At 74.1% G+C, this 24145-nt stretch carries 22 protein-coding genes; 12 read left to right on the forward strand and 10 right to left on the reverse strand.

Going from position 1 to position 24145, the window contains the following annotated elements; genetic code table 11:
- Positions 1–142: 142 nt before the first annotated feature.
- Positions 143–805: a TetR/AcrR family transcriptional regulator gene (locus tag ESG85_RS21685; protein WP_128981835.1), complete on the reverse strand. Its 663-nt coding sequence runs from the start codon at positions 803–805 to the stop codon at positions 143–145.
- 225 nt (positions 806–1030) lie between these two features.
- On the opposite strand from ESG85_RS21685, the gene hmgA reads away from it, so the two are divergent.
- The 3 genes from hmgA to ESG85_RS21700 all read left to right on the forward strand — a co-directional run bounded on the left by hmgA (position 1031) and on the right by ESG85_RS21700 (position 4652).
- Positions 1031–2356 carry a homogentisate 1,2-dioxygenase gene (gene hmgA / locus ESG85_RS21690; RefSeq protein WP_128981770.1) on the forward strand — a complete coding sequence of 442 codons (1326 nt, stop codon included), beginning with the start codon at positions 1031–1033 and terminating at the stop codon, positions 2354–2356.
- Between the two features lie 51 nt (positions 2357–2407).
- Positions 2408–3157 (forward strand): GntR family transcriptional regulator, encoded by a 750-nt coding sequence (locus ESG85_RS21695; protein ID WP_128981772.1) that lies wholly within the window; start codon positions 2408–2410, stop codon positions 3155–3157.
- A 274-nt stretch (positions 3158–3431) separates the two neighbouring features.
- The gene (locus tag ESG85_RS21700) at positions 3432–4652 is read left to right on the forward strand and encodes a type ISP restriction/modification enzyme (protein WP_128981774.1); all 1221 of its coding nucleotides are present in this window, start codon (positions 3432–3434) and stop codon (positions 4650–4652) included.
- Between the two features lie 64 nt (positions 4653–4716).
- On the opposite strand, the gene ESG85_RS21705 is transcribed toward ESG85_RS21700, so the two are convergent.
- Positions 4717–5427 carry a TetR/AcrR family transcriptional regulator gene (locus ESG85_RS21705; RefSeq protein WP_128981776.1) on the reverse strand — a complete coding sequence of 237 codons (711 nt, stop codon included), beginning with the start codon at positions 5425–5427 and terminating at the stop codon, positions 4717–4719.
- 86 nt (positions 5428–5513) lie between these two features.
- Here ESG85_RS21705 and ESG85_RS21710 point away from each other — a divergent pair, with 86 nt between their 5' ends.
- Both ESG85_RS21710 and ESG85_RS21715 read left to right on the forward strand, forming a co-directional pair.
- Positions 5514–6455, forward strand: coding sequence for an ATP-binding cassette domain-containing protein (locus tag ESG85_RS21710; RefSeq protein ID WP_128981778.1), 942 nt, complete (start codon positions 5514–5516; stop codon positions 6453–6455).
- Complete coding sequence (locus tag ESG85_RS21715) at positions 6452–7228, forward strand: ABC transporter permease (protein WP_128981780.1); 777 nt, start codon at positions 6452–6454, stop codon at positions 7226–7228. Before ESG85_RS21710 ends, ESG85_RS21715 begins: the two co-directional genes overlap by 4 nt.
- 334 nt (positions 7229–7562) lie before the next feature.
- Here the strand turns inward: ESG85_RS21715 and ESG85_RS21720 are convergent, their stop codons facing one another.
- Positions 7563–7835, reverse strand: a complete 273-nt coding sequence (locus ESG85_RS21720; protein WP_128981782.1) for a hypothetical protein — start codon at positions 7833–7835, stop codon at positions 7563–7565.
- Positions 7836–8110: 275 nt separating this feature from the next.
- Between ESG85_RS21720 and ESG85_RS21725 the strand changes: the two genes are divergently transcribed.
- On the forward strand, positions 8111–9775 hold the full coding sequence (locus ESG85_RS21725; RefSeq protein ID WP_128981784.1) for a serine/threonine-protein kinase: 1665 nt from the start codon (positions 8111–8113) through the stop codon (positions 9773–9775).
- Here ESG85_RS21725 and ESG85_RS21730 read toward each other — a convergent pair.
- Positions 9759–10565 carry an SGNH/GDSL hydrolase family protein gene (locus ESG85_RS21730; protein ID WP_128981786.1) on the reverse strand — a complete coding sequence of 269 codons (807 nt, stop codon included), beginning with the start codon at positions 10563–10565 and terminating at the stop codon, positions 9759–9761. The genes ESG85_RS21725 and ESG85_RS21730 overlap by 17 nt on opposite strands.
- A gap of 212 nt (positions 10566–10777) precedes the next feature.
- Here ESG85_RS21730 and ESG85_RS21735 point away from each other — a divergent pair, with 212 nt between their 5' ends.
- Entirely contained in the window at positions 10778–11887 is a 1110-nt protein-coding gene (locus ESG85_RS21735) for a DUF5925 domain-containing protein (RefSeq protein ID WP_128981788.1), read from the forward strand.
- A gap of 37 nt (positions 11888–11924) precedes the next feature.
- On the opposite strand, the gene ESG85_RS21740 is transcribed toward ESG85_RS21735, so the two are convergent.
- Complete coding sequence (locus tag ESG85_RS21740; protein WP_128981790.1) at positions 11925–12299, reverse strand: GntR family transcriptional regulator; 375 nt, start codon at positions 12297–12299, stop codon at positions 11925–11927.
- Positions 12300–12372: 73 nt separating this feature from the next.
- Here ESG85_RS21740 and ESG85_RS21745 point away from each other — a divergent pair, with 73 nt between their 5' ends.
- A complete protein-coding gene (locus ESG85_RS21745; RefSeq protein ID WP_128981792.1) occupies positions 12373–13302 on the forward strand; it encodes a GNAT family N-acetyltransferase in 930 nt (309 codons plus the stop codon).
- The gene (locus ESG85_RS21750) at positions 13283–13786 is read left to right on the forward strand and encodes a ribonuclease FAU-1 family protein (protein WP_128981794.1); all 504 of its coding nucleotides are present in this window, start codon (positions 13283–13285) and stop codon (positions 13784–13786) included. The genes ESG85_RS21745 and ESG85_RS21750 overlap by 20 nt, the downstream gene beginning before the upstream one ends.
- Here ESG85_RS21750 and ESG85_RS21755 read toward each other — a convergent pair.
- Positions 13773–14189: a DUF6299 family protein gene (locus tag ESG85_RS21755; RefSeq protein WP_128981796.1), complete on the reverse strand. Its 417-nt coding sequence runs from the start codon at positions 14187–14189 to the stop codon at positions 13773–13775. The genes ESG85_RS21750 and ESG85_RS21755 overlap by 14 nt on opposite strands.
- A 395-nt stretch (positions 14190–14584) precedes the next feature.
- Here ESG85_RS21755 and ESG85_RS21760 point away from each other — a divergent pair, with 395 nt between their 5' ends.
- Positions 14585–15577: a lytic polysaccharide monooxygenase auxiliary activity family 9 protein gene (locus tag ESG85_RS21760; protein WP_128981798.1), complete on the forward strand. Its 993-nt coding sequence runs from the start codon at positions 14585–14587 to the stop codon at positions 15575–15577.
- A gap of 22 nt (positions 15578–15599) precedes the next feature.
- Here the strand turns inward: ESG85_RS21760 and ESG85_RS21765 are convergent, their stop codons facing one another.
- From ESG85_RS21765 to ESG85_RS21775, 3 genes are all read right to left on the reverse strand, one after another.
- A complete protein-coding gene (locus tag ESG85_RS21765) occupies positions 15600–16481 on the reverse strand; it encodes an esterase/lipase family protein (RefSeq protein ID WP_128981800.1) in 882 nt (293 codons plus the stop codon).
- A 280-nt stretch (positions 16482–16761) separates the two neighbouring features.
- The gene (locus ESG85_RS21770) at positions 16762–17721 is read right to left on the reverse strand and encodes a DNA polymerase Y family protein (protein ID WP_128981801.1); all 960 of its coding nucleotides are present in this window, start codon (positions 17719–17721) and stop codon (positions 16762–16764) included.
- Positions 17718–21242 (reverse strand): DNA polymerase III subunit alpha, encoded by a 3525-nt coding sequence (locus tag ESG85_RS21775; protein WP_128981803.1) that lies wholly within the window; start codon positions 21240–21242, stop codon positions 17718–17720. The genes ESG85_RS21770 and ESG85_RS21775 overlap by 4 nt, the downstream gene beginning before the upstream one ends.
- Before the next feature lie 201 nt (positions 21243–21443).
- Here ESG85_RS21775 and ESG85_RS21780 point away from each other — a divergent pair, with 201 nt between their 5' ends.
- The gene (locus ESG85_RS21780) at positions 21444–22484 is read left to right on the forward strand and encodes an ABC-2 transporter permease (protein WP_128981805.1); all 1041 of its coding nucleotides are present in this window, start codon (positions 21444–21446) and stop codon (positions 22482–22484) included.
- A 64-nt stretch (positions 22485–22548) separates the two neighbouring features.
- A complete protein-coding gene (locus tag ESG85_RS21785) occupies positions 22549–23442 on the forward strand; it encodes an alpha/beta fold hydrolase (RefSeq protein WP_128981807.1) in 894 nt (297 codons plus the stop codon).
- Here ESG85_RS21785 and ESG85_RS21790 read toward each other — a convergent pair.
- Positions 23424–24134 carry a hypothetical protein gene (locus ESG85_RS21790; protein ID WP_128981809.1) on the reverse strand — a complete coding sequence of 237 codons (711 nt, stop codon included), beginning with the start codon at positions 24132–24134 and terminating at the stop codon, positions 23424–23426. The two genes, ESG85_RS21785 and ESG85_RS21790, sit on opposite strands and share 19 nt — an antisense overlap.
- Between the last annotated feature and the right edge of the window lie 11 nt (positions 24135–24145).

The raw sequence follows: 24145 nt of genomic DNA on the forward strand, positions 1-24145 counted from the left end.
ATCGGGCACGGGCATCGGGCATCGGGCATCGGGCATCGGGCATCGGGCATCCAACGACAGGCGACAGGCGACAGGCGACAGGCGACAGGCGACAGGCGACAGGCAACAGGCAACAGGCGACAGGGACTCCGGCGTCCGCCCGTCAGGCGAGGACCGGGCCGAGATACGCGTGGAGCAGCGCGCGGGCCTCGGCGACGAGGGCGGGATCGCCGGCCGGGTCGGTGCGGAAGGCGAGCCGGAGCAGGGCGTCGGTGGCCTCGACGCAGACGAGGACCTTGCGCGACAGGGTCTCGTCGACGGGGCGGCCGAGCGCCGCGGCGATCAGTCCGCAGATCCGGTCGGCGACACGGAGGTTGGGGTCCTCGTCCCCGGCCGCTTCGCCGGGCGCCGCGGCCGGGATCCCGAAGTCGACCAGTCCGAATCCGGGCACGGTCCGCTTCATCCCGATGTACGCGTCGAGGACGGTGTCGATGACGGCGAGGGCGTCGCCGTCCGGCAGTTCGGCGAGCCCGGCGGTGATGCGGGTGGCGTAGCTGTCGAGGTTGCGGTGTGCGAGGGCGGCGGCCATGGCCCGCTTGTTGCCGAAGAAGCGGTAGACGGAGCCGATCGGGACACCGGCCCGGACCGCGACGGCCCGGGTGCTCAGCTGCTCGTAGCCGGTCTCGTCGAGGAGTTCGGCGCAGGCGTCGAGGATGCGGGCGAGGCGTTCGGCGCTGCGCTGCTGGACGGGGGCGCGGCGCAGCGCCGGCGCCGGGCCCGCGGCGGGCGAGGCGGGTTTCCGGGTGGGCTGGGGCACGGGGACCATCATGCCGCTCCGGACCGCGCGCGGGTGAGGGCGGACGGCATCCGTCGTTTTTGACCCCTCGTTCAGGAACCCGTCGCCCCCGCGGCGCGTCCAAGGGGCCCGGCGCGCGTCCGGAGAAGGGCCAGGAGGGCGGGAAGGACCCGGAAAGTCCCCGTTGACGCGAGCGGGAGCGGAATCCTACGGTCATGCATAGGATTGTTGTGAGCGTCAGGACAGGAGCACGCGATGAGCGCGGAGAGCAACGCGGAACAGGCCAGGAAGACCGCCGCAGCGCTGACCTACAGCACGGGTTTCGGCAACGAGCACAGCTCCGAGGCCGTCCCCGGCGCCCTCCCGGAGGGCCGGAACTCGCCGCAGCGGGCGCCGCTCGGGCTGTACGCGGAGCAGCTGAGCGGGAGCGCGTTCACCGAGCCCCGGGCGCACAACCGGCGCTCGTGGCTGTACCGGATCCGGCCCTCGGCCGCGCATCCGCCGTTCACCCGGATCGACAACGGCGCGGTGCGTTCCGCGCCCTTCACCGAGGCGGCGCCGGACCCCAACCGGCTGCGCTGGAACCCGCTGCCCGACCCGGCACCGGGTACGGACTGGCTGGCGGGCCTGTGGACGCTCGGCGGCAACGGCGACGCGACCCAGCGGGCCGGCATGGCCGTGCACCTCTACCACGCGAACGCGCCGATGGAGCGGGTCTTCAGCGACGCCGACGGCGAGCTGCTGATCGTCCCCGAGCACGGCGGTCTGCTGCTGCGCACCGAGCTGGGCAACCTCGCGGCCCGGCCCGGCGAGGTCGCCCTGATCCCGCGCGGCGTCCGGTTCCGGGTCGAGCTCCTCGACGAGACGGCCCGCGGCTACGTCTGCGAGAACTACGGCGCCCCGTTCCAGCTGCCCGACCTCGGCCCGATCGGTGCCAACGGCCTGGCCAACGCCCGCGACTTCCGGGCGCCGGTCGCCGCGTACGAGGACACCGACGGCCCGGTCGAGGTGGTCAACAAGTACTGCGGCAACCTGTGGTCGGCGACGTACACCCACTCGCCGCTGGACGTCGTCGCCTGGCACGGCAACCACACCCCGTACGTCTACGACCTGCGCCGTTTCAACGTCATCGGGACGATCTCGTACGACCACCCGGACCCGTCGATCTTCACGGTGCTGACGTCGCCGTCCGACACCCCCGGTCTCGCGGGCGTCGACTTCGTCGTCTTCGCGCCGCGCTGGCTGGTCGGCGAGGACACGTTCCGGCCGCCGTACTTCCACCGCAACGTGATGAGCGAGTACATGGGCCTGATCGAGGGCGCGTACGACGCGAAGGCGGAGGGCTTCGTGCCGGGCGGCGGCTCGCTGCACAACATGATGTCCGCGCACGGCCCTGACCGGGACACCTTCGACAAGGCCAGCGCCGCCGAGCTGAAGCCGCAGAAGATCGACGACGGCCTCGCCTTCATGTTCGAGACGCGCTGGCCGATCACCGCCACCTCCCAGGCAGCCGGTGCCGACCACCTGCAGCGCGGTTACGACGACGTGTGGCAGGGTCTGGAGCGCCACTTCCGACCGTGAACACCCGTAGCATCCGGCCGGGTGTCCCGTAGTCGCCGTACGGAGAGAACCGTGACCGCCTTCGCTCCCGACTCGCTGGTCCTGAACCGGAAGCTTCCGCTCTGGTACCAGGTCTCGCAGTCGCTGCGCGCCTCCATACTGGGCCGCACCCCCGACGCCTCGCTGCGGCTGCCCACCGAGGAGCAGCTCGCGGCGCACTACGGGGTGAGCGTGCTCACCATGCGCCAGGCCCTCAAGGAGCTGGAGGAGGAGGGCCTGATCAGCAGGCACCGGCGGCGCGGCACCTTCATCGAACCGGGCGCCCGGCGCTCGAGTCCACGCCGGCTGCTCGGCTCGATCGACGCGATCGTGGCCCAGCAGTCCGGCGAGCGGACCACCGTGCTCGGCCACGGCACCGAGCCGGTCCCCGGCGAGCTCGCCGAGCACTTCCCCGGCACCCCGGAGGTGGCGGTCTTCCGCCGCCTCCGCGCGGACGGCGAGAGCGGCGAGCCCACGAACTGGGCGGAGAACGCGGTGCTGCCGGAGATCGGCGCGGGCATCGACCCGGCGGATCTGGAGCGCTGGCCGATGACGAAGGTGCTCCGTGACGTCGTCGGCGTCCGGATCAGCCGGATCACCGACACCGTCGAGGCCCGCCTCGCGGACCCGGAGACCGCCCACCTCCTCCAGGTCCCGCTGCTCTCGCCGATCCTCCACTACACGGGCGTGACGTACGACGAGGACGGCCGGGTCGTCGACGTGGCCCGCATCCGCTACCGGGGCGACCGCTTCTCCTTCACGGTGACGGTGGAGGCGCAGTAGAGGCCGGTCGGGCCGAGGAAGGGCGCCACGACGCCCACGGACCCGTGAAGCGGACCAGTGAAGCGGACCCGTGGACCGGACCCGTGAAGCGGACCCGTGGACCGGACCCGTGAAGCGGACCCGTGGACCGGACCCGTGGACCGGACCCGTGGACCGGACCCGTGAAGCGGACCCGTGGACCGGACCCGAAGCAGACCCGTGAAGCCGACCCGAAGCGGACCCGTGGACCGGACCCGAAGCGGACCCGTGGAGCGCACGGAGGGCCCTCGTTAGCATGCGGGGCGTGACGGAAGACGCGGCGCTGGTGGACCTGCCCCTGCTCGACGACCTCATGCCGTGGTCCGTGGCGCCGTTGCGGCTCGGGCGTGCCTGGATCGTCGCGCCGGATCCACGGACGCTGCGGGCCCGCTGGGCGCGGCTCGCGGCTGCCGAGGGCGCGGAGCGCGAGGCGCTGTTCCGGCCGAGCCGGGCGCGGACGCCGGAGAGTTCGGTGGCCGCGCTGCCCGGGCAGCGGACCGGGACGGTGCGGCTGTCGCGGGAGCCGGGCCCCTGTCCCGAGCCGGTGCGGTTCGCGCACGGGCCGTTCGACGAGCAGTGGCTGCTGCCCGACCACCGGCTGATCGACACGGCGCGGCCCGAGCTCTGGCGGGTGGCCGACGGGCACCAGCTGTTCGCCGTCGAGCAGGGTCGCGTGCCGGGCGCGGCGGGTCCCGCGCTGCTGGTGAGCGCCGTCCTGCCCGGCGGCCGCTCCCCCGCGGGCCGTCCCGGCCGGATCCGGCCGCTCTTCCGCCGTCCCGGCGGCCTGGAGCCCAACCTGGCACCGGGGCTGCGGGAGTTCCTCGGCGAGTGCTACGGCGGCGAGGTGACCGCGGCCGACGTGTTCGCGTGGGCCGTGGCGGCGGCGCTGCCCTCCGCCGCCGGCTGCCGGGTGCCGCTGCCCGCGGACCCGGAGGTGTGGGCGGCGGGCGTGGCGCTCGGCCGGGAGCTGGTCGAGGTGCAGGTGCGCGGGGCCCGCGGCGGGGCGCGGCCGCGGCTTCCGGGCGGGCGCAGGCCCTACGTACGGGCGGCGCTGCCGGCCCGGCCGTCCGGGCTCGCGTACGACCCGGTGGAGGAGGTGCTGTCCCTGGGCGAGGGCCGGATCTCCCCCGTGCCGGCCGAGGCGTGGGAGTTCGAGGTCGGCGGGGTGCGGATGCTCGAGCAGTGGTTCGCGCACCGGACGGCGCCGGCCGAGCCGGGGAGCCTGGAGGCGATCGGTCCCGCCGCGTGGCCGCAGGAGTGGACCTCGGAGCTGCTGGAGCTCGTCACGGTCCTGGCCCTGCTCGCCGGCCGCGAGCCGGAGCGCGCGGCGCCCGCCGCGCGTGCGGTGGCGGACGGGGTGACCAGGACGGCGCTGCGGGCGGCCGGGGTGCTGCCGGTGCCGGACGGGGCGCGTCGCCCGGCGTCCGTGTTCGACCACCAGGAGGAGGGCCCGGAGGGCCAGTTCGCCCTGCTGTGACGGGGTGCGGCCCGCCTCCCGCACCCGCGGCGGAGCCCGCCCGCCCCGCCGCGCCCGCTCCCGGTCAGTCCTTCACGAACGAGTTCAGGACCCGGTCCAGGGTCCGGGTGAAGACCTCCTCCGCGTCGGGCGGCGGGACCGCGCCGGTCAAGACCGCGGTCAGGTGCGGATAGTCGCCGGTGGCGAGACGGCTCGCCAGATAGGCCTGGCGGACGGCCTGTTCCTCCTCCTCGGACCACGGCAGGGAGCGGGCACGCTCGGCGAGGGCGAGTTCGTTGGCCACGATCGTCATCACGGTGCCGTTGACCGTGGCGATCAGCTCCATCTTGGTGCCGCCGGGCAGGTCGAGCCCGTCCAGGCAGGTCATGCAGTGCTCGAGGAACCGGAGGGCGTGCGGTCCGAAGGCGTACCCGGTGGTCATCAGCCGGATCACCCACGGGTGGCGGCGCAGGATGCCGCGGGCGTCGCGGGCGACGGCCGTCATGTCGGCGCGCCAGTCGCCGCTGGGCCCGTCGAGCGCGTACTCGCCGCTGACCCGGTCGACCATCAGCTCGTACAGGTCCTCCTTGCGCGGCACGTAGTTGTAGAGCGACATGGTGCCGCAGCCGAGTTCGGCGGCGACGCGCCGCATGGAGACCGCGTCGATGCCGTCGGCGTCGGCGATGCGGACGGCGGCGTCCGTGACGTCGTCCCGGCTGTAGGCCGGTTTCGGGCCGCGGCCGGTGCGCTCGGGGCGCGCCCAGATCACTTCGGGTCGGGCCGCTCGGCCTGTCATCACTCATCACCTCGCCGCTCATCGTAGTGACGCCCGCACCGCCCACCCGCTTACGTACACCGTACGTAATGCGCTAGGGTCGCCGCATGACAACAACTACGTACGCTGTACTTAGTGAGGGCCTGTGCAAGCGCTACGGCGACGTCCACGCGCTGAGCGGGCTCGACCTCGCCGTGCCCGAAGGCACCGTCTGCGGGGTGCTCGGGCCCAACGGCGCGGGGAAGACCACGGCGGTCCGGGTCCTCACCACGCTCACCTCGCCCGACTCCGGCAGCGCCCGGGTCGCCGGGCGGGACGTGGTCCGCGACCCGGCCGGCGTCCGTGAGCGGATCGCGGTCACGGGCCAGTACGCCTCCGTCGACGGCGACCTCACCGGCGCCGAGAACCTGCGGCTCTTCGCCGGGCTGCTGCGCGCCCCGCGTTCCCGCGCCGACGAGCTGCTCGAGCGCTTCGGCCTCGCCGAGGCCGCCGGCCGCCCCGCCCGCACCTACTCCGGCGGCATGCGGCGGCGCCTCGACCTGGCCGCGAGCCTGATCGTCCCGCCGAGCGTGCTGTTCCTCGACGAGCCGACCACCGGACTCGACCCGCACAGCCGGAACGGGATCTGGGACGCCGTACGGGGGTTGGCGTCCCAGGGCACGACCGTGCTGCTCACCACGCAGTACCTGGAGGAGGCCGACCGGCTCGCCGACGAGGTCGTCCTCGTCGACGGGGGCCGCGCCGCCCACCGGGGCACGCCGGCCGAACTCAAGGCGCGGATCGGCAGCTACGCCGAGGTGGTGGTCGCCGAGCCCGCGCGGCTGGAGGCGGCCGCGGCCGTGCTCGACCGGCTCACCGGCTCGCTGCCGGCCCTGGACGCCGAGCGCCGCACGGTCGGCGCGGTCACCACCGATCCGACGCTGACCCTGCCCCGGCTCGTCCGGGAGATCGACGCGGCGGGCGTGCCGATCCTCGACGCCTCGCTGCGCCCGCCCACCCTCGACGAGGTGTTCCTGCGCCTCACCGACCGCAAGGAGCTCGCCGCATGAGCAGCCTCGTCCACGACGGCACCGCGATCCTCGGCCGTCATCTGCTGCGGATCCGGCACGCCCCGGCGATCACGGTCATGACCCAGACCATGCCGATCGTGTTCCTGCTCTTCTTCGGTTACGTGTTCGGTGGCGCGCTCGCCATGCCGGGCGCCGACTACCGCGCCTTCCTGGTGCCGGGAATGCTGGTGGCGACGGCCGCGAACGGCGTCATGACCGGGATGTTCCAGGCCGCGCAGGACACCCACCGCGGTGTCACGGACCGGCTGCGCACGATGCCGGTGAGCCGGGCCGCGGTGCCGCTGGGGCAGGCGCTCGCCGACCTGGTCACCAGCACGGTCGGCATGGTCCCGGTGCTGCTGGTCGGCCTGGCGATGGGCTGGCGGATCGAGGGAACGGCCGTCGAGGCCCTGGGCGCCCTCGGACTGCTGGTGCTCTTCCGCTTCGCGGCGACCTGGGTGGGCATCCTGCTCGGTCTCGCGTCGGAAAGCGAGGAAGCCGCCGGGCAGCTGGGCAGCGCGACCTTCATGCTGCCGCTGCTGTCCAACGCCTACATCCCGACCGACGGGATGCCGGGCTGGCTGCGCACGGTCGCGGAGTGGAATCCGATCTCCGCGGTGACGACCGCCGTACGGGACCTGTTCGGCAACGCACCCGTGCCGGCGGACGGCGCCTGGCCCGTGACGCACCCGGTGGCGGGGGCGCTGCTCTGGTCACTGGCGCTGATCGCGCTGTGCGCCCCGGCGGCCGTCAGGCGCTACGCCCGCGGCTGAGGAGCCGCACGCCCGCGAGGCCCCGCGTCCGCCGGGGCCTCGCGTCTGCGCGGGGTCTCGCGTCTGCGTGGGGTCTCGCGTCTGCGCAGGGCCTCGCCGCTGCCGGGCTTCCTCGCGTCCGCCCGCGCGTCCACCGGGTCTCGCGCGTACGGGCCTTGCCGGGCACCTGTCTCGCGGAGTGCGGGTCGCGGTCGCGGGGGCGTCGCGCGGGTAGGGAAAGACGCCGGACGGGCGGGGACACGTCCGGCGGTCGGTCAGGGACGGGCCGCGGGCCGAGCGGGTTCGGGCGGGAGCGGCGCCTCGGGGTGCGCGGGTGCCCGGCCCGGACGGCCCGTCAGCTGTGGTTGCCGAAGAGCGAGCGGCGCAGTCGGCGCAGCGGGGCGAAGAGCGAGACCCGCGCACTGCGGCTGCGGTGGCCCTGCACCGGCACCTCGCGCGTACGCGTCGTCAGTTCCCGCATGAGCAGCGTCGCCTCGGCCGCCTCGCGCTGCGGCACGGCGGGACCGCCGAGCACCGCGAGATGGCGGTCGAGCCGCGAACTGGTCGCGCTGCTCCCGCAGGTGATGGCAGGCACACGCGGCCTGCTGCGCATCGTTATCTGTTCCATGTCACTCCCCACCCGTACGAGGGCACCCGGCCCGGGCAGGTTAACCCTATCGCCCCGCTACGACACCCGTGTATTCCGGCCGCAGGATTCACCGCTCGTGTACGGGGGTTGACGATCACTGTCCGAATCCGTCTGATTCCAGGGTGAGTTGGACAGCGATCGAACACCTGTCGAACCGTCACGAACCATCCTGCACGCGCGGCCCCCGCCGACGGGGCCGTGAGCGGGTGTGATCTCCGCCACCAAAAGCCGGAGCCCTCCGCTACCGTGGAGTGATGACGGTCATCGCGGGTCGTTATCGGCTGCTCGACGTGCTCGGCGAAGGCGGGATGGGCACCGTCTGGCGCGCCCGGGACGAGGTCCTGGGACGCGAGGTGGCGGTCAAGGAGGTCCGGGCGGGAGCCGGGCTGCCGGCCGCCGACCGCGAGCGCCTCCACGCCCGGCTGGAGCGGGAGGCGAGGTCCGCCGCCCGGATCACCCATCGCAACGTCGTCACCGTCTACGACGTGGCCCTGGACGACGACCGCCCGTGGATCGTGATGGAGCTGGTCCCGGGGCTCACGCTGGCCGAGACCCTGGAGGCCGAGGGCCCGCTGCCGCCGCGGCGGGCGGCGCACGTCGGAGCCGAGGTGTGCGCGGCGCTGCGGGCCGCGCACGAGGCGGGCGTGCTGCACCGGGACGTCAAGCCGGCCAACGTGCAGCTGGCCAACGACGGGCGGGTGGTGCTCACCGACTTCGGGATCGCCGCCGTCGAGGGCGTCTCGCCGCTCACCATGACCGGTGAGCTGATCGGCTCGCCGGAGTACCTCGCGCCCGAGCGGGCCCTGGGCCGCACGCCGGGCCCGGCGGCCGACCTGTGGTCGCTGGGCATCCTCTTGTACGCGGCGGTGGAGGGCGTCTCGCCGTTCCGCCGCGAGACGGCGCTCGACACGCTGCGCACGGTGGTGGACGAGGAGCCCGCGCCGCCCGCGCACGCGGGCCCGCTGGCACCGGTGATCGAGGGGCTGCTGCGCAAGGACCCGGAGCAGCGGCCGTCGGCGGCGGCCGTGGAGGAACAGCTGCGGCTGATCGGCGCGGGCGGCACGCCGCGTACGGAGCCACTGCGGGCGGGACCCTACGCGCCCGTCCCGCCGCGCGGCACCGGCGGCGGAAGCCGTGCGGCCGGTCCGATGGGCGCGGGCGCGCCGGGCGGTCCCGGCGGTCCGGTGGGGCCGGGGGCGACCGCTCCCCTGCCGGCACCGGGTGCGGGCGGCGGGTCCGGGTCCCGGCCGCGCGGGCGCTGGGGACTCGTCGCCGGGATCGCGGCGCTGCTGCTGGTGGCGGGCGGGCTGACGTACGCGGCGCTGCGGGACACCGACGCGGACGGGACGCCCACGGTGCCGCCGACCACGACGAGCGCGCCCACGACGGCGCCGACGGCCGCGCCGACGACGTCCGCGGAGACCACGAGTGCCACGCCGAGCGAGGCGACGACTCCGCCGGTGTCCGTCCTGGTGAACGTACGGGCGGTGCGCGACTCCTACAGCGGGGCGTGCCCGCCGCCGGAGGACGCGGCCCCGTCGTTCACGGCGGCGGTCACGGTGGACCGGACGCCGGCGACCGTGTCGTACCGCTGGGTGACGGAGAGCGGCGAGGTCCAGGACGCGCAGTGGCGGACGCTGGAGTTCGCGGAGGGCGGGCCCACCGAACAGCTGCTGAACCGCACCCAGGCGGGGTACGGGGCGGGCTCGCAGGTGAGCGACCGGATCCGGGTCGAGGTCCGTGAGCCGGTCGCGCGGCAGTCGAACTGGGTGGAGTTCTCGGTGACCTGTGAGGAGACGGTCCCGCCGTCGGCTCCGCCGACGACGGCGACGCCTTCGGGCGGGACCGCCTCCCCCGGTGGAGCCCCGGCCGGTGCCTCCGGCGGCGCGCCGGGAGGTTCCGTTACGCCACGGCCCTGAACGTCGGCAGGTAGCCGCCGGACTGGCCGGACGCGGTGGGGTGGTACGACTCGCCGATGTTGAGCCAGTTGACGCTGTGCAGCCACGCCGAGCCCGAGCAGATCTCGTGACCGGTGAAGGCGGGTACGACGCTGGCGAAGGTGAAGCCGTGGTTGGCGGCGCGCTTGGCGGTGGCCGCGTTGAGGTAGTCGGCGGCGCCGTTGATGGCGCGGCGCTCGTTCTCGCTGAGGCCGGCGATGCAGCTGCCGCCCAGCTGGTAGAAGCGCGGGTAGCCGAGGACGACGACGCGGGCGTTGGGGGCCTTGTTTCTGACGGCCGTGTAGACCGAGTCGAGTTTGCCGGGCAGCGTCGAGTCGACGTAGGCCTTGGCCTGATTCACTCGGTTGATACAGGTCGACTCGGACTGCAGGACGCAGGTGGTCATGACGTCGGCGAAACCGGCGTCGTTGCCGCCGATGGTGAGGGAGACCAGGTCGGTGCCGCTGTTGAGGGGTCCGAGCTGATTGGCCGTGACATCACCCGTTCGGGCGCCCGAGCAAGCGGTGAAGGCGAAGGACGAGGGGGCGTTGGCGTTCTTCCAGAGGACCGGATAGGCCTTGGTGGAGCGCTTGCAGGCGCCGCTGGCGCTGTCGTAGCTCCCCGCGCCGACACCGGAGGAGTACGAGTCGCCCAGGGCCACGTAGTCCACCGCGGCGGTTTCCGCGGCGGCGGCGACGCCGGCCCCGGTGAGGGCGAGGACGGCACCGAGGAGCAGCGAGGACGAGAAAGCCGTAAAACGGGACAGTTTCATGGAACCTCCCTGTAGCAGGATCTCTGCGTTACCAGGTAGTAGCAGCGGATCCGGCGTGGTGGAAGTGTTCATGTCAAAACTGGGGTCGCACGCCTCCCGTCACCCCTTCACAAACCGTCGATATCAAGCCACTTCGGCCTCGCCCGTCACCCGACGGACCGCCCGCCGCAAAACCCGGTGCGCGCAGCGCGCGAGTGACAGATCATGACCGCATGTCAGGCACCCCGGACGCACTGCCCGATCCGCTCCACACCCTTCCCCTGCGACTCAACCTCGACGACGGCGACTCGCCGTCCGACGTCGTCGACGCCCTGTTCCTCGGCCGCTTCACCAACGGCGCGCAGCCCTACGCGCACGGCGCCCGGCTGGAACGGGTCAAGCCGTCCTCGTCCCTGCTCCCCGCGGACGCCCGGATCCTGCGCGCCGCGAAGGACGGCGACCGCGGAGCCGTCCTCGCCGAGGGCGAGGGCTGGACGCTGCTCGCCTCCCGCTTCAACTGGGGCGCCCACGTCACCGTCACCGCGACCGAGCCCGAACTCGCCAGGCGCGTCCTCAAGGAGGCCACCGACGGCGCCGTGGAGGAGCCGGAACCGAGCCCGGACAACGTCACCATGGGCTTCTGGCACCTGTCGCCCCGACGCGGCCCCGACCGGACCACCCGCCAGATCGGCGCCGCCACCTGGGAGGATGTCCGCCCCAACTACACCGCGCCGGCCGCCGAGCGGATGGACCGGCTGATGGCCCTCACCCCGGACGACATCACCGGCAGGCTGCTGCTGCTCCACGGCCCGCCCGGCACCGGCAAGACCTCAGCGCTGCGCACCCTCGCCCGCTCCTGGCGCGACTGGTGCCAGGTCGACTGCGTCCTCGACCCCGAGCAGCTCTTCGGGGACGTCGGCTACCTCATGGACATCGCGATCGGCGAGGACGACGGGACCGAGGAGGGCCGCTGGCGGCTGCTCCTCCTGGAGGACTGCGACGAGCTGATCCGCGGCGAGGCCAAGCACGCGGCGGGCCAGGCGCTCTCCCGGCTGCTCAACCTCACCGACGGCCTGCTCGGCCAGGGCCGCAACGTGCTCGTCGCCGTCACCACCAACGAGGACCTGGAACGGCTCCACCCCGCCGTGGTGCGGCCCGGCCGCTGCCTGGCCCGGATCGAGGTGGGTCCGCTCAGCCACGCCGAGGCGGTCACCTGGCTCGGCCGCGAGGAGGGCGTCGGACGGGACGGCGCCACCCTCGCCGAACTGTTCGCCCTGCGCCGCGGGACGCCCGCGCCGGGCATGCCGGAGCAGCGCACGCCGAGCCAGGGGCTGTACCTGTGAGGACGCGGCCGCCGCGGAGGCGCCGGCGGCGGCCCGTTCAGTCGTCGTACGCCGCCCGCAGCGCGTCCCGCACCGCCGCCTCGGCCTCCTCGCGGCTCAGGCCCAGCCGGTGGGCCTCGGTCGCGTAGGCCGCGGCGGCCGTGGCGGCGAGGCGGGAGGCGGCGTCCGAAGCGGCGGCGACGAAGGTGCCGTTGCGGCCCCTGGTCTCGATCACCCCGTCCGACTCCAGGGCCTTGTACGCCTTGGCGACCGTGTTCGCCGCGAGCCCCAGGTCCTCCGCGAGACCCCGCACCGTCGGCAGCTTGTAGCCGACCGGCAGCTCGCCCGAGCGGGCACTCTCCGAGATCTGGGCGCGCAGTTGTTCGTACGGAGCGGTGGTGGAACGGGCATCCACGCTGATTCGAAGCGTCACCGCCCGATTGTGCACCGGGCCCGCCGGAAAAGGGGAGGCGGCCGGACGCGGACCGCGCCTAGCGTGCGGTCACATGACTGTGATCGTCCGTGATGTACGGCCCGGAGTCCCCGAGGACGCCGAGGCGTTCGCCCGGGTCCGGCGCGCCGCGCTGCCCTACATGCTCGCGACCGGCCCGCAGGTGGCCCACGACCTGGCACACGCCCATCCCGGCGCCCGCAGCCGGCCGCTGATCGCCGAGATCGACGGCGAGGCCGTCGGCACCGCGGAGGTCTCCCTCGCCCACGAGTCCCCCGTCCCGGGGATCGGCGAGGCCAACGTCTTCGTCCACCCCGACCGCACGCGGCGCGGCGCCGGCGCGCTCCTGCTGCGCACGGCGGAGGAGCACCTGGCGGAGGCGGGGGCGACGACGCTGTACGGCTGGGCCTTCGATCAGCCCTCGTCCCGCGCGTTCGCCGCGAAGCACGGCTACCGGCCGAGCCGTTCGGCGTACTTCCTGCGGCTCGACCTCGCCACGACCGAGCTGCCGCCGCTCCAGGCACCGCCCGCGGGCGTCGAACTGCGCACGGCGGCCGACTTCGCCGCCGACCCGCGGCCGCTGTTCGAGCTGGACGCGCTGACCACGGCCGACGAGCCGGGTGACGTGGCCACCGAGCTGGACGACTACGAGCACTGGCTGGCGGCCGTCTGGAACCATCCGCTGCTCGACCGGGAGCTCACCACGGTGGCCGTGGCCGGGGGACGTCCGGTGGCGTTCAGCGCGGCCCGCACCGACGGCCTGGGCCGCTACGGCTCCGCGATGACCGGCACCCATCCGGGTCACCGGGGCCTGGGACTCGCCAAGCTGGCGAAGAACGACTCGCTGCACCGGGCCCGCGCGGCCGGCTGCACGGAGGCGTTCACCGGGAACGACGCGGAGAACGGCCCGATGCTGGCGATCAACACGTGGTTCGGCTACGAGATCCGCGCGAAGGAGACCCGGTATGTCCGCGAGCTCGGCTGAGCCCGCCGGCACGGTCGAGGTCGTCCTGGTGAAGGCCGGCCGGACGAAGATCCGCTACCCGGCGGAGCGGGTGTCCGACGACGGCGTCCGGCTCACCGTCCGCGCGCCGTGGGCGGGCGACGGGGTACGGGACTTCGGCTTCGTGCGCTTCGAGCCGGGCGACGTCTTCACGGAGCACTACTGGCGCGACCGGTGGTACGCGGTGAAGGAGGTCCGTTCCGGCGACGGCACGCCGAAGGGCTGGTACTGCGACGTGACCCGGCCCGCCGCCGTCGGCGCCGCGGAGGTGGTGGTCGAGGACCTGGACCTGGACCTGTGGGTGCCGGCGGACGGCGGCGAGGTGCTGCGGCTCGACGAGGACGAGTTCGCGGCGAGCGGCCTGGCCGCCGCCGACCCGGAGGCCGCCCGGAACGCGGTGCTCGCCCTCGACGAACTGGCCGCCCTGGGCCGGGACGGACTGCTCGGGCTGCTCAGCCGAGCGTGACGGCCGACTCCTCGGCGGCGAGGAAGCCGGGCAGCGGCAGACCCAGCGGGCCCTGGGTGGTGAGCTGCATCAGCGTGGCCTCCACCCGGGCCGCGCCCGGGCGGTAGCCCGGCTCCTTCACGACGGCGCTGTTGGTCCAGGCGTGGACCCGGCCGTCGCAGACGGCCCGGGTGCCGCCGATGCCGGCGGAGCGGTCGTCCTGGACCAGCGTGGAGCTGACGAAGACGGGACCGGCGGTGTCGTCCAGGCAGCGGTACGACCCGGAGAGGGTGACCGTGCCGTCCTCGGCGAGGGTCCCGCGCGGGGTGACGGACAGGCCGTCGCCCGCACCGGCGTGGGCGGTCGGGGCGGTGGCGGCGGCGGTGGCCAGCAGGGCGCCTGCGAGGACGAGGCGAGCACGCATGAGCGGGGATCCCTTCGGGGTGCGGCGAATGCCGCTGTCGTTACGGATGCTGCGGATTCTGCGGATGCTGCCCGCCAGGGATACCGAATCCGGCCTCGACGTGTCCGAAACTCACTCTATCGGCGGCGAGTTGAGCACGTTGCGGCCAGGAATGCGGTCGTACGGGCCGGTCCGGCGGCGCTGGGCGACCTCGTGGCCGCACCGCGGGTACACGGCGGCACGTCGACCCCGGCGCCGGGTCGGCGCGCCGGTGTCTGTGGTGCTGCTTAGAGGCTCCTTAACGCGACCATAAGGATCGGCTTCCGGGCCTCCGGAGGGCCGGAACGGCGCATCCCGAGGGCTAGTTTGCTGGGCGTCCCCCCACCGGCCCACCCTCGTGAAGGAGTTGTCCCCCCATGACCTCACGCCGTACCACCGCAGTCTCCGCCACCGCCGCCGCGCTGGTCCTGTCCGGACTCGCCGCCGCGCCCGGCGCGCTCGCGCACGGCTCGATGACCGATCCGGTGAGCCGGGTCGCGGGCTGCTACGCGGAGGGGCCGGAGAGCCCGGACTCGGCGGCGTGCAAGGCGGCCGTGGCGGCCGGCGGGACCCAGGCGCTCTACGACTGGAACGAGGTGAACATCGGGGACGCGGCCGGCCGGCACCGGGAACTGATCCCGGACGGCAGGCTGTGCAGCGCCGGGAAGGAGAAGTACCGCGGGTTCGACCAGGCGCGCGCGGACTGGCCGGCGACTCCGATGAACGCCGGTGCGCACACCTTCCGCTACAAGGCGACCGCTCCGCACAGGGGCACCTTCGCGCTGTACGTGACGAAGGACGGCTACGACCCGTCGAAGCCGCTCGCGTGGTCGGACCTGGAGGCGAAGCCGTTCGCCACGGCGACCGACCCCGGCATGCGGGACGGCGCCTATGTGTTCACCGGCACCGTGCCGAAGAAGTCGGGCCGTCACCTGATCTACTCGATCTGGCAGCGCTCCGACTCCCCGGAGGCCTTCTACACCTGCTCGGACGTGGTGTTCGGGAAGGACAACGGAGGCGGCGCCCCGGCGCCGGCGCCGGGCGTTCCCTCCGAGAAGCCCGCCCAGTCCGGGCCCGGGCACGGCGACCAGGGCAACCAGGACAACCTGGGCAACCACGGTGACCACGGCGGTCACACCGCCCCGGCCACCACGCCCCCCGCCACCACCGGCCCCGCCACCGCCCCCGCCCCGGACACGACCGCCCCGGGCGCCGCGGCTCCCGCGCCCGCCGCCCACGGTTCCGGCGAGGAACTCGCCGAGACCGGGGGCGACGTCTCCGCCGGGTACCTCGCGGCGGGCGGCGCCGCCGTGCTCGCCCTGGGCGCGGGCCTGCTGTTCGCGACCGCCCGCCGCAGGGCGTCCCGCTGACCGTGCGCGGGCGCGGGCGCGGCTAACCCACGACCGACAGGCAGGTGGTCGGGGTCGCGCGGGCCGGGTCGAGGGCGTTGTTCACCTCGTGGAAGACGACCCGGTCCAGCGTTCCGATCGCCACGTGCTCGGACAGGTCGAGCACGCAGAGGTCCTGGAGCAGGACGTTGCGGACGTTCGGTCCGGACAGCCAGCCCGACTGGTACGGGGTGACGACCTCGTCGTACTTGGTGGCGATCACCGTGTACCGGACGCCGGGCACGGTGTCGCCGCCCGCGTTCAGCTTGGTGAGGAACGCCGAGCCGGCGATCTGGTCGGCGAGCGCGGGTGTGTGGGTGCCGATCAGGTCCTCGACGCCGGGGAAGTACGGCAGGAGCCGGGTGAGGCCGTTGAGGGTGGTGCCGTGGTTGTCGGGGGCGATGGCGACGAGGGCGTTCACCTTGGCGGCGCCGCCGAGGAACTTGAGGTAGTAGCGGGGCATCATGCCGCCCTGGGAGTGTCCGACCAGGTCGACCTCGGCGGCCCCGGTCGAGGCGAGGACCCGGTCGACGTAGGAGGCGAGCTGGCCCGCCGACTTGTCGATCGGGCCGAGGCCGTTGAAGAACGGCACTCCGGGCAGCTGCCCGTAGTCGAGCGAGAAGACGCAGTAGCCCCGGTTGACGAGGTAGGGCGCGAGGCCCAGCCAGTTGTCGACGGAGTTGCCGAAGGTGCCGTGGACGAGGACGACCGGACGGGGGTGGGCGGCGGACGGCTTGCAGGTGAAGTCGTTCCAGCCACGGCTGGTGACGGTGGCCTGGGTGGTGGCGGCCTGGGCGGCGGCGGTCGGTGCGAGGGTGGCGGCGGCGGTCAGGAGCAGTACGGACAGCGCTCTGACGGCCCGCTTCCAGGGCTTCCTGGGCAGCATCGGGCGATCTCCTTGCGGCTCAAGGGGAATGAGGGGTGCTCTACGCCCTGCGGTCCGGACCACAAGTGGGGATGTGCGCTTTCCGCCAAGTTACGTACGGGTAGCCGCAGGGGGAAGTTACGCGTCGGTAAAAAGTCCCCGTGTCCCGTACACCGTGGTGTAAAGCGCCTCAGGCGTGCCCTCGCGCCTCACGTGTCACTCACGCCCTCGCGCCCCACCGGTGCTCACGCCGTCCCGTACGGGCGTCGGTGCGCCCGCACGCCGCCCGGAGCCGGGTCGCTCACGCCTCCAGGGAGCCCGGCACGATCGCCCGCGGGCCGTACTTCGCGCGGGCCCGGTCCGCCGCCTCCTCGATGCGGCGGGCCTTGTCGTCGGCCGGGTCGAAGGTGAGCTGGTGGGCGGCGCCCTCGGCCGGGGCCAGGCCCTCGGCGCGCAGCGCGATGCCCCGGACCCGGGCGCGCTGGAGGCCGAAGGAGGCGTGGATCGCGTACGCGAGCGCGGTGAGGTCCGCCGAGTGGGCGGTGGGTTCGCGCAGGGTGCGGGTGCGGCTCGTCGTGGTGCGGTCCGCGTAGCGCACGGTCACGGTCAGGGAGCGGCACACCTGGTCCTCCGTGCGCATCCGGGCGCCCAGTTCGCCGGTGAGCGAGAGCAGCGCCCTGCGGTGTTCGGCGGTGTCCAGCTCGTCGTGCGGGAAGGAGCGTTCGGCGGCGAGCGAGCGGGAGACCTCGCCGGGGACGACCGGGGTGCGGTCGATGCCGCGGGCCCGTTCCCACAGTTCGCGGCCGGTCCTGGCGCCGACCAGCCGCTGGAGCACGGCGAGCGGTGCGTCCGCGACCCGGCCGGCGGAGTCGAGGCCGTAGCCGCAGAGGGTGCGGGCGGTGGCGCGGCCCACGCCGTCGAGGGCGGCGACCGGCTTGCCCCGCAGGAAGGCCGCCGGGTCCTCGACGACCACGGTGGCGCCGGGCCTGGCCTCGCGGGCCGCCATCCGGGCCAGCATCGGGTTGGGGCCCGCGCCGATGACGCAGTCGATCCCGTACAGGGCGAGTGCCCTGACCCGGATCACGGAGGCGAGTTCGACCGGGCTCCAGCCGAAGTAGCGCAGCGCGCCGCGCACGTCGGCGAGCGCCTCGGCGGGCGGGGCGGCTTCGACGACGGGGGTGAACTCGCCGAGCAGGTCGAGCAGCCGAGGGAGCATCACCTCCCCCAGGGGCTCCAGTCGGAACCGTACGCAAAGGATCATCCCGCGCTCCCCGGACTGCTGTGCCACAGCTTCCGCGACGGCGTCGCGGCGCCTTCCCCGGCGGGCCGGAGGTCGGCCCAGGGGTTCATCTCGTAGCCGGTGGGCAGGGTGATGCGCCTGCCGGTGTCGCCGGTCCCCTCGGGGGTCTGCCCCGGCTGTTCGGAGAGCCGTTCGCCCACCGCCTCCAGGCCGCCGCTCTCCCGCAGTTCGGCGAGTTCGGCGAGGTTCCAGGCGGCGGCGCCGACCACGCTGAGGCTGCGCGGGCCGCGCCGCTGCACCACGCCGCGGACGAGCAGCAGCCAGGAGTGGAAGACGGTGTGGGCGCAGCGCTCGTGGGAGTCGTCGAAGAAGGCGAGGTCGACCAGGCCGGTGCCGTCGTCGAGGGTGGTGAAGATGACCCGCTTGCCGGAGCGGATCGGCGGGGTCTGGGTGGCCGCCTTGGCGCCGGCGACCAGGACGGTCTGTCCGTGGGCGGCCGAGCGCAGCCGGCGGGCGGAGACCACGCCGAGTTCGCGCAGGAAGGCCTGGTGGTCGCCCATGAGGTGGCGGGAGGCGTCCATGCCGAGGATGCCGAGTTCGGCGCTGAGCCGTTCGCTCTCGTCGAGGTCGGGCAGGCCGACGGGGGCCGTCCTGCGGCCCTGGGCGAGCGGGAGTTGTCCGCCGTAGGAGGCGGCGCCCCGCTGGGTGCGGTGGAGTTCGGTGAGGTGCAGCAGCAGGTCGCGGCGGTTGGCGCCGAAGGCGTCGAGCGCGCCGACCTGGGCGAGCCGTTCGGCGACGGGTTTGCGCGGGCGGGCCCGCTCCCAGAAGTCGAGCAGCGAGGCGTAGGGCTGTCCGGCCTCGATGCGGGCGCTCTCGGCCTCGCTGATGCCGTGCACGTCGGCGAGGCCGAGCCGGAGGCCGAACACCGGCGCCGCACCAGGCTCTTCGGATACCAGTTCGATGCGATGGGCGGCCGCCGACCGGTTCACGTCGAGCGGCAGCACGGGCACCCCGCGCCGCCGGGCGTCCGCGAGCAGCAGCCGCTTCGGGTACATGCCGGGGTCGTGGGTGAGCAGCCCGGCGTAGAAGGCGGCCGGGTGGTGCGCCTTGAGCCAGGCGGACTGGTAGGTCGGCACGGCGAAGGCCACCGCGTGCGCCTTGCAGAAGCCGTACGAGCCGAAGGCCTCGACGATCTCCCAGGTACGGGCGACGACCTCGTCCGCGTAGCCCTTCGACCGCGCCCGCTCGGCGAACCAGTTCCTGATCCTGCCCTGCGACTCGGGGTGGGAGAGGCCGCGGCGCACCTGGTCGGCCTCGTCGCGGCCGCAGCCGGTCATGACGGAGACGATCTCGATGATCTGCTCGTGGAAGACGACGACGCCGTACGTCTCCTTCAGCGCGTCCTCCAGGTCGGGGTGCGGGTAGCGGACCGGCGCGCGGCCGTGCCGGGCGGCGATGAACGGGCGGACCATGTCGGCGGCGACCGGTCCCGGGCGGAAGAGGGAGATGTCCACGACCAGGTCGTGGAAGGTCTCCGGCTGGAGCCGGCCCACCAGGTCGCGCTGGCCGGGCGACTCGATCTGGAAGCAGCCGAGGGTCTCGGTGGAGCGGATCAGCCGGTACGTGTCGGGGTCGCCGGGCGGGATCGCGTCGACGTCCGGGCGGGTGCCGGTGGCCCGTTCGACCTCGGCGACCGCGTGCGCCATCGCCGACTGCATCCGTACGCCGAGGACGTCGAGCTTGAGCAGGCCGAGGTCCTCCACGTCCTCCTTGTCGAACTGCGACATGGGCAGCCCCTCGCCGCTGGTCGGCACGACGGGGGTGCGGGCGAGCAGCGAGGCGTCGGAGAGGAGCACGCCGCAGGGGTGCATGGCGATGCCGCGGGGCAGCGCGTCGAGGGCCTCGACCAGCTCCCAGAAGCGCTCGCGTCCTTCCGTCTCCGCCTTCAGCCCGCGCAGTTCGGGCAGTTCGCCGAGGGCGGCGCGGGCGTCCCGGGCGCGGATGTGCGGGAAGGCCTTGGCGATCCGGTCGATCTCGGCCGGGTCCATGGACAGGGCGGCGCCGACGTCGCGTACCGCGTGGCGGACCCGGTAGGTCTCGGGCATGGCGACGGTGACGACCCGCTCGGCGCCGAAGCGGTCGAGGATCGCCCGGTAGACCTCGATGCGGCGGGCGGACTCCACGTCGACGTCGATGTCGGGCAGTGCGGTGCGGCGCTTGGACAGGAAGCGCTCCATCAGCAGTCCGTGCTCGACCGGGTCGGCGTGGGCGATGCCGAGGAGGTGGTTGACGAGGGAGCCGGCGCCGGAGCCGCGGGCGGCCACCCGGATGCCCATGTCCCGTACGTCGTCCACGACCTGGGCGACCGTCAGGAAGTAGCTGGCGAAGCCGTGGTGGGCGATGATGTCCAGCTCGTGGTGCATCCGGTCCCAGTAGACGCGCCGGTCGGGGCGCCGGTCGTAGCCCTTGAGGACCATGCCGGCGGCGGCCCGGGAGGCCAGCACGCGCTGGGCGGTGCGGTGGGCGGCGCCGACCAGGTACGGCTCGGGGAAGTGCGCGGAGCCCATGCCGAGGTCGTCCTGGGGGTCGACGAGGCAGGCCGCGGCGACGGCCTCGGTCCGCTCCAGGAGCCGGTGCGCGGCGTCCCGGCGGAAGCCCGCGGCCTCCACCACCCGCTCGGCCGTGGCCAGCATGGCGGCGGCGTCCTTGAGCCAGGCCTCGCCGCTGTCGAGCCCGGCGCGCGGGTCGACCGGGACGAGCCGGCGGGCCGCGTCGAGGACGTCGGCGATCGGGCCCTGGCCAGGGTCGGCGTACCGCACCTCGTTGGCGAGCACGGGGCGGACGCCCTGCTCGGCGGCGAAGCCGACGGTACGGGCGGCGAGCCGCAGCGAGCCGGGGCCGGTGCCGGAGCGTCCGTGGTGCACGACCTCCAGGCACAGGGCGTCGCCGTACCGCTCGCGCCAGGGCACGAGCAGCCGCGCGGCCCGGTCGGGGCGGCCCGCGGCGAGGGCCCGGCCGACGTCGGAGCCCGGGCCGAGCAGGACGAAGAGGTCCTCGCCCTGGTTGGCCGCCCAGGGCAGCACGGGCGGCCCCTCCCCCGCGTGGGCGTGGGCGGCGGTGACGAGCGCGCAGAGCCCGGCCCAGCCGGCCCGGGACCGGGCGAGGAAGACGGCGCGGGGTGCGGACTCGTCCACGAAGGCGCCGCCGCGCACGGGCGCGCGCCGCGCGGAGGTGACCCCCGCGCCCGTACCCGCCCGGCCCGTCCCGGCGCCGCCCGTCCGGGCTCCGTCGTGCCCGGCGCCGTGCGGAGGGACGGCGGTCAGGAAGGGCTCACAGGCGAGGTCCACGCCGAAGAGCGGACGGACGCCCGCCTGCTCGCAGGCCTTGGCGAAGCGGACCACGCCCGCGACCGTGTCGCGGTCGGTCAGGGCGAGGGCGTCCATGCCGCGCTCGACGGCGCGCTCGGCCAGCCGGGCGGGGTGCGAGGCGCCGTGGCGCAGGGAGAAGCCCGACGCGGTGTGCAGATGCGTGAACCCCGGCATGCGCCGTCCCACCTCCCACAGCGAAATCGTACATACGTTCCCACCCCCTCGGTCTCACCCTAACCCATTTTCGAACGCTCGTACGATAACCGGGTGCGGCGGACGTTCCGCTCGGCGTCCGGCCGCCGCTCAGGCCGCCCACCTCAGCCATTCGGCCCCTTCCCACCTGCGGGGACACCACCCGCCCCGGAGCGTGGGGGCATGAGTCTCGTCGACGAACTGAAGAGCGCGGTCACCCCGCGGGCAGCCCTGCTGGTCCTCGGCGTCTTCGCGCTCCAGATGCTGTTCATCACCTCGTACGTCGGGGCCCTGCACAGTCCGAAACCGACGGACGTGCCCTTCGGCGTGGTCGCCCCGCCGCAGGTCTCCACCGCCCTCATGGACCGGCTGGAGAAGCTGCCCGGCGATCCGCTCGCCCCGCGCACGGTCGCGGACGCGCAGGCGGCACGGGACCAGATCGTGAACAGGGAGATCGACGGGGCGCTGATCGTCGACCCGAGGGGCCGCACCGACACCCTGCTCGTCGCCTCCGGCGGCGGCACCGTGCTCTCCTCCGCGCTGGAGAAGATGTTCACCCAGGTGGAGGCGGCCAACCAGCGCACCGTCCGGACCGTCGACGTCGCTCCCGCCTCCTCCGAGGACTTCGACGGGCTCTCCGCCTTCTACCTGGTGGTCGGCTGGTGCGTCGGCGGCTACATCTGCGCGGCGATCCTGGCGATCAGCGCCGGCGCCCGGCCCGCCAACGGGGAGCGGGCGGTCATCCGGCTCGGGACGCTGGCGGTCTACTCGGTTGTCAGCGGTCTCGGCGGCGCGGTCATCATCGGCCCGATCCTGGGCGCCCTGCCCGGCAGCGTCGCCGCGCTGTGGGGACTCGGCACCCTGGTGGTCTTCGCGGTCGGCGCGGCCACCCTCGCCCTGCAGTCCCTCTTCGGGATCGTCGGCATCGGCCTGGCGATCCTCCTCATCGTCGTCGCCGGCAACCCCAGCGCGGGCGGCGCCTTCCCGCTGCCGATGCTGCCGCCGTTCTGGAAGGCGATCGGCCCGGCCCTGCCCCCGGGCGCCGGCACCTGGGCGGCACGCTCGATCGCGTACTTCAAGGGCAACGACATGACCGCCTCGATGCTGGTCCTGTCGGCCTGGGCGGTCGTCGGCTCCGCCGTCACCCTGGTGATGGCCTCACTGAGGCCCGCCCGTCCGGAGCCGGAGCCGCCCGCCCCGGAGCCGGCCGGGGCCCGGGCCTGAGAGACCTCGCGGAAGGGCGCGCGGAGGCCCTTCCGCGAGGCAACGCACCGGATACCCTCCCCTCATGGGAACACCCGTGCGCACCGACGACGGCCGCTTACTGGTGGCCGAGGAATGGGGGAACCCCTCGGGTACCCCCGTGCTCCTGTTCCACGGAACTCCCGGCAGCCGCCTCGCCACCGCGCTGCCCGGACTGGCCGGGCGGCACCCCGGCGTCCGGTTCCTCTCCTACGACCGTCCGGGATACGGGGACTCCGTCCGCAGCCCGGGCCGCCGCGTCGCCGACGCCGCCCGGGACGCCGCCGCGGTCGCCGACGCCTTCGGTGTGGACCGGTTCGCGGTCGTCGGCCGCTCCGGCGGCGGCCCGCACGCCCTGGCCTGCGCCGCCCTGCTCCCCCACCGGGTCCGGGCGGCCGCCGTCCTGGTGGGGCTCGCACCGCCGGACGCCGACGGTCTGGACTGGCACGCGGACATGACCCCGTTCAACGTCCGTGAGTACGGCCTGGCGCGGGACTGCCTGGACGGGACCGACCCGGCCGGGCTCGACCGGGAGCTCGCCGCCCGCGCCGCCGCCGTACGGCGGGATCCGGAGCGGCTCGTCGACGACCTGCGCGCCGACCTCTCCCCGTACGACCGGCCCGTCATCGAGGACCCGCGGGTGCGCACCGTGCTGCTGCGCGGCTATCGCGAGGCACTGCGGGTCTCGCACCACGGCTGGCTCGACGACTGCCTCGCCTTCGTCGGCCCCTGGGGCTTCGACGTCTCCTCCGTCGCCGTGCCGGTGCTGCTGTGGCACGGCCTCGACGACGGCTTCTCCCCCGTCGGCCACACCCGCTGGCTCGCCGGCCGCATTCCCGGGGCCCGGCCCGTCCTCGTGCCCGGCGCCGGGCACTTCGCCGCCCAGTACGCGCTGCCCGAGGTGCTCCACTGGCTGGACGGTCAGGACACGGTGCGCTGATACGCGGTGGACCGGGCGCCCTTGAGGGCGTCCAGTATCCGCTCGTGGCTGTCTCCGACGGTGTCGGTCACCCGGACCCTGAGGTACAGGGCCTCCACCTCGTCGACGAAGCGCGGGGAGAACGCCCCCAGCATCGTCGTCTCGTAGCTGCCCGTGCCCACCAGCGGGAAGTTGCCCATCGTGACCAGCTGGAAGTCCTCCCCGGCGGTGAGCCCGGCCGCGGTCAGCGCCGCCGCCGCTCCCTGGACATCGGTCCACGGCCCGGCGGGATCGGGCGTGTCGCCCCGCGGGACCACGAGGCACGCGTACTCCTCCACCACGACCGTGTGCGAGCCCCCGTTGAGCAGGCCCACCTGCCACTCGGACACGCCACCGCGCAGGTTTCCGGTGGTCCAGTCGGCGCGCCAGCCCAGGTACGGCCGTACGGTACGGGCGTACTGGGCTCGGGCGAGTACCGCGCCGGCCGCGACGGCCAGCAGACTGCCGAGGGGCTCCATGTCGAGCAGCTGGAGACGCCACGGCCACTCGGCCCGCGCCTCGGCGGTCATGTTGGCCCGGACGATCTCCCAGCCGAGCACGCCCGTCAGCAGGACGAGCAGCACGATCGGTGCCGTGAAGAGCAACGGGCTGCGGCGCACCCGGCGCTGGGCGTCGGAGACCGTGAGGGGTCTCCGATTCCTGAAGACGGCCACGTGTGTTCCCC

This window comes from Streptomyces roseicoloratus (genome assembly GCF_004117935.1).
Classification (GTDB): Bacteria; Actinomycetota; Actinomycetes; order Streptomycetales; family Streptomycetaceae; genus Streptomyces; species Streptomyces roseicoloratus.

What these genes read in the sequence shown, in the direction of transcription:
- ESG85_RS21745 (WP_128981792.1), top strand. Translation starts at nt 12,373, where the DNA reads ATGACTGTGATCGTCCGTGATGTACGGCCCGGAGTCCCCGAGGACGCC.
- ESG85_RS21765 (WP_128981800.1), bottom strand. Translation starts at nt 16,481, where the DNA reads ATGCTGCCCAGGAAGCCCTGGAAGCGGGCCGTCAGAGCGCTGTCCGTA.
- ESG85_RS21750 (WP_128981794.1), top strand. Translation starts at nt 13,283, where the DNA reads ATGTCCGCGAGCTCGGCTGAGCCCGCCGGCACGGTCGAGGTCGTCCTG.
- ESG85_RS21715 (WP_128981780.1), top strand. Translation starts at nt 6,452, where the DNA reads ATGAGCAGCCTCGTCCACGACGGCACCGCGATCCTCGGCCGTCATCTG.
- ESG85_RS21755 (WP_128981796.1), bottom strand. Translation starts at nt 14,189, where the DNA reads ATGCGTGCTCGCCTCGTCCTCGCAGGCGCCCTGCTGGCCACCGCCGCC.
- hmgA (WP_128981770.1), top strand. Translation starts at nt 1,031, where the DNA reads ATGAGCGCGGAGAGCAACGCGGAACAGGCCAGGAAGACCGCCGCAGCG.
- ESG85_RS21770 (WP_128981801.1), bottom strand. Translation starts at nt 17,721, where the DNA reads ATGATCCTTTGCGTACGGTTCCGACTGGAGCCCCTGGGGGAGGTGATG.
- ESG85_RS21775 (WP_128981803.1), bottom strand. Translation starts at nt 21,242, where the DNA reads ATGCCGGGGTTCACGCATCTGCACACCGCGTCGGGCTTCTCCCTGCGC.
- ESG85_RS21705 (WP_128981776.1), bottom strand. Translation starts at nt 5,427, where the DNA reads ATGACAGGCCGAGCGGCCCGACCCGAAGTGATCTGGGCGCGCCCCGAG.
- ESG85_RS21735 (WP_128981788.1), top strand. Translation starts at nt 10,778, where the DNA reads ATGTCAGGCACCCCGGACGCACTGCCCGATCCGCTCCACACCCTTCCC.
- ESG85_RS21785 (WP_128981807.1), top strand. Translation starts at nt 22,549, where the DNA reads ATGGGAACACCCGTGCGCACCGACGACGGCCGCTTACTGGTGGCCGAG.
- ESG85_RS21700 (WP_128981774.1), top strand. Translation starts at nt 3,432, where the DNA reads ATGCGGGGCGTGACGGAAGACGCGGCGCTGGTGGACCTGCCCCTGCTC.
- ESG85_RS21685 (WP_128981835.1), bottom strand. Translation starts at nt 805, where the DNA reads ATGGTCCCCGTGCCCCAGCCCACCCGGAAACCCGCCTCGCCCGCCGCG.
- ESG85_RS21725 (WP_128981784.1), top strand. Translation starts at nt 8,111, where the DNA reads ATGACGGTCATCGCGGGTCGTTATCGGCTGCTCGACGTGCTCGGCGAA.
- ESG85_RS21720 (WP_128981782.1), bottom strand. Translation starts at nt 7,835, where the DNA reads ATGGAACAGATAACGATGCGCAGCAGGCCGCGTGTGCCTGCCATCACC.
- ESG85_RS21730 (WP_128981786.1), bottom strand. Translation starts at nt 10,565, where the DNA reads ATGAAACTGTCCCGTTTTACGGCTTTCTCGTCCTCGCTGCTCCTCGGT.
- ESG85_RS21710 (WP_128981778.1), top strand. Translation starts at nt 5,514, where the DNA reads ATGACAACAACTACGTACGCTGTACTTAGTGAGGGCCTGTGCAAGCGC.
- ESG85_RS21780 (WP_128981805.1), top strand. Translation starts at nt 21,444, where the DNA reads ATGAGTCTCGTCGACGAACTGAAGAGCGCGGTCACCCCGCGGGCAGCC.
- ESG85_RS21760 (WP_128981798.1), top strand. Translation starts at nt 14,585, where the DNA reads ATGACCTCACGCCGTACCACCGCAGTCTCCGCCACCGCCGCCGCGCTG.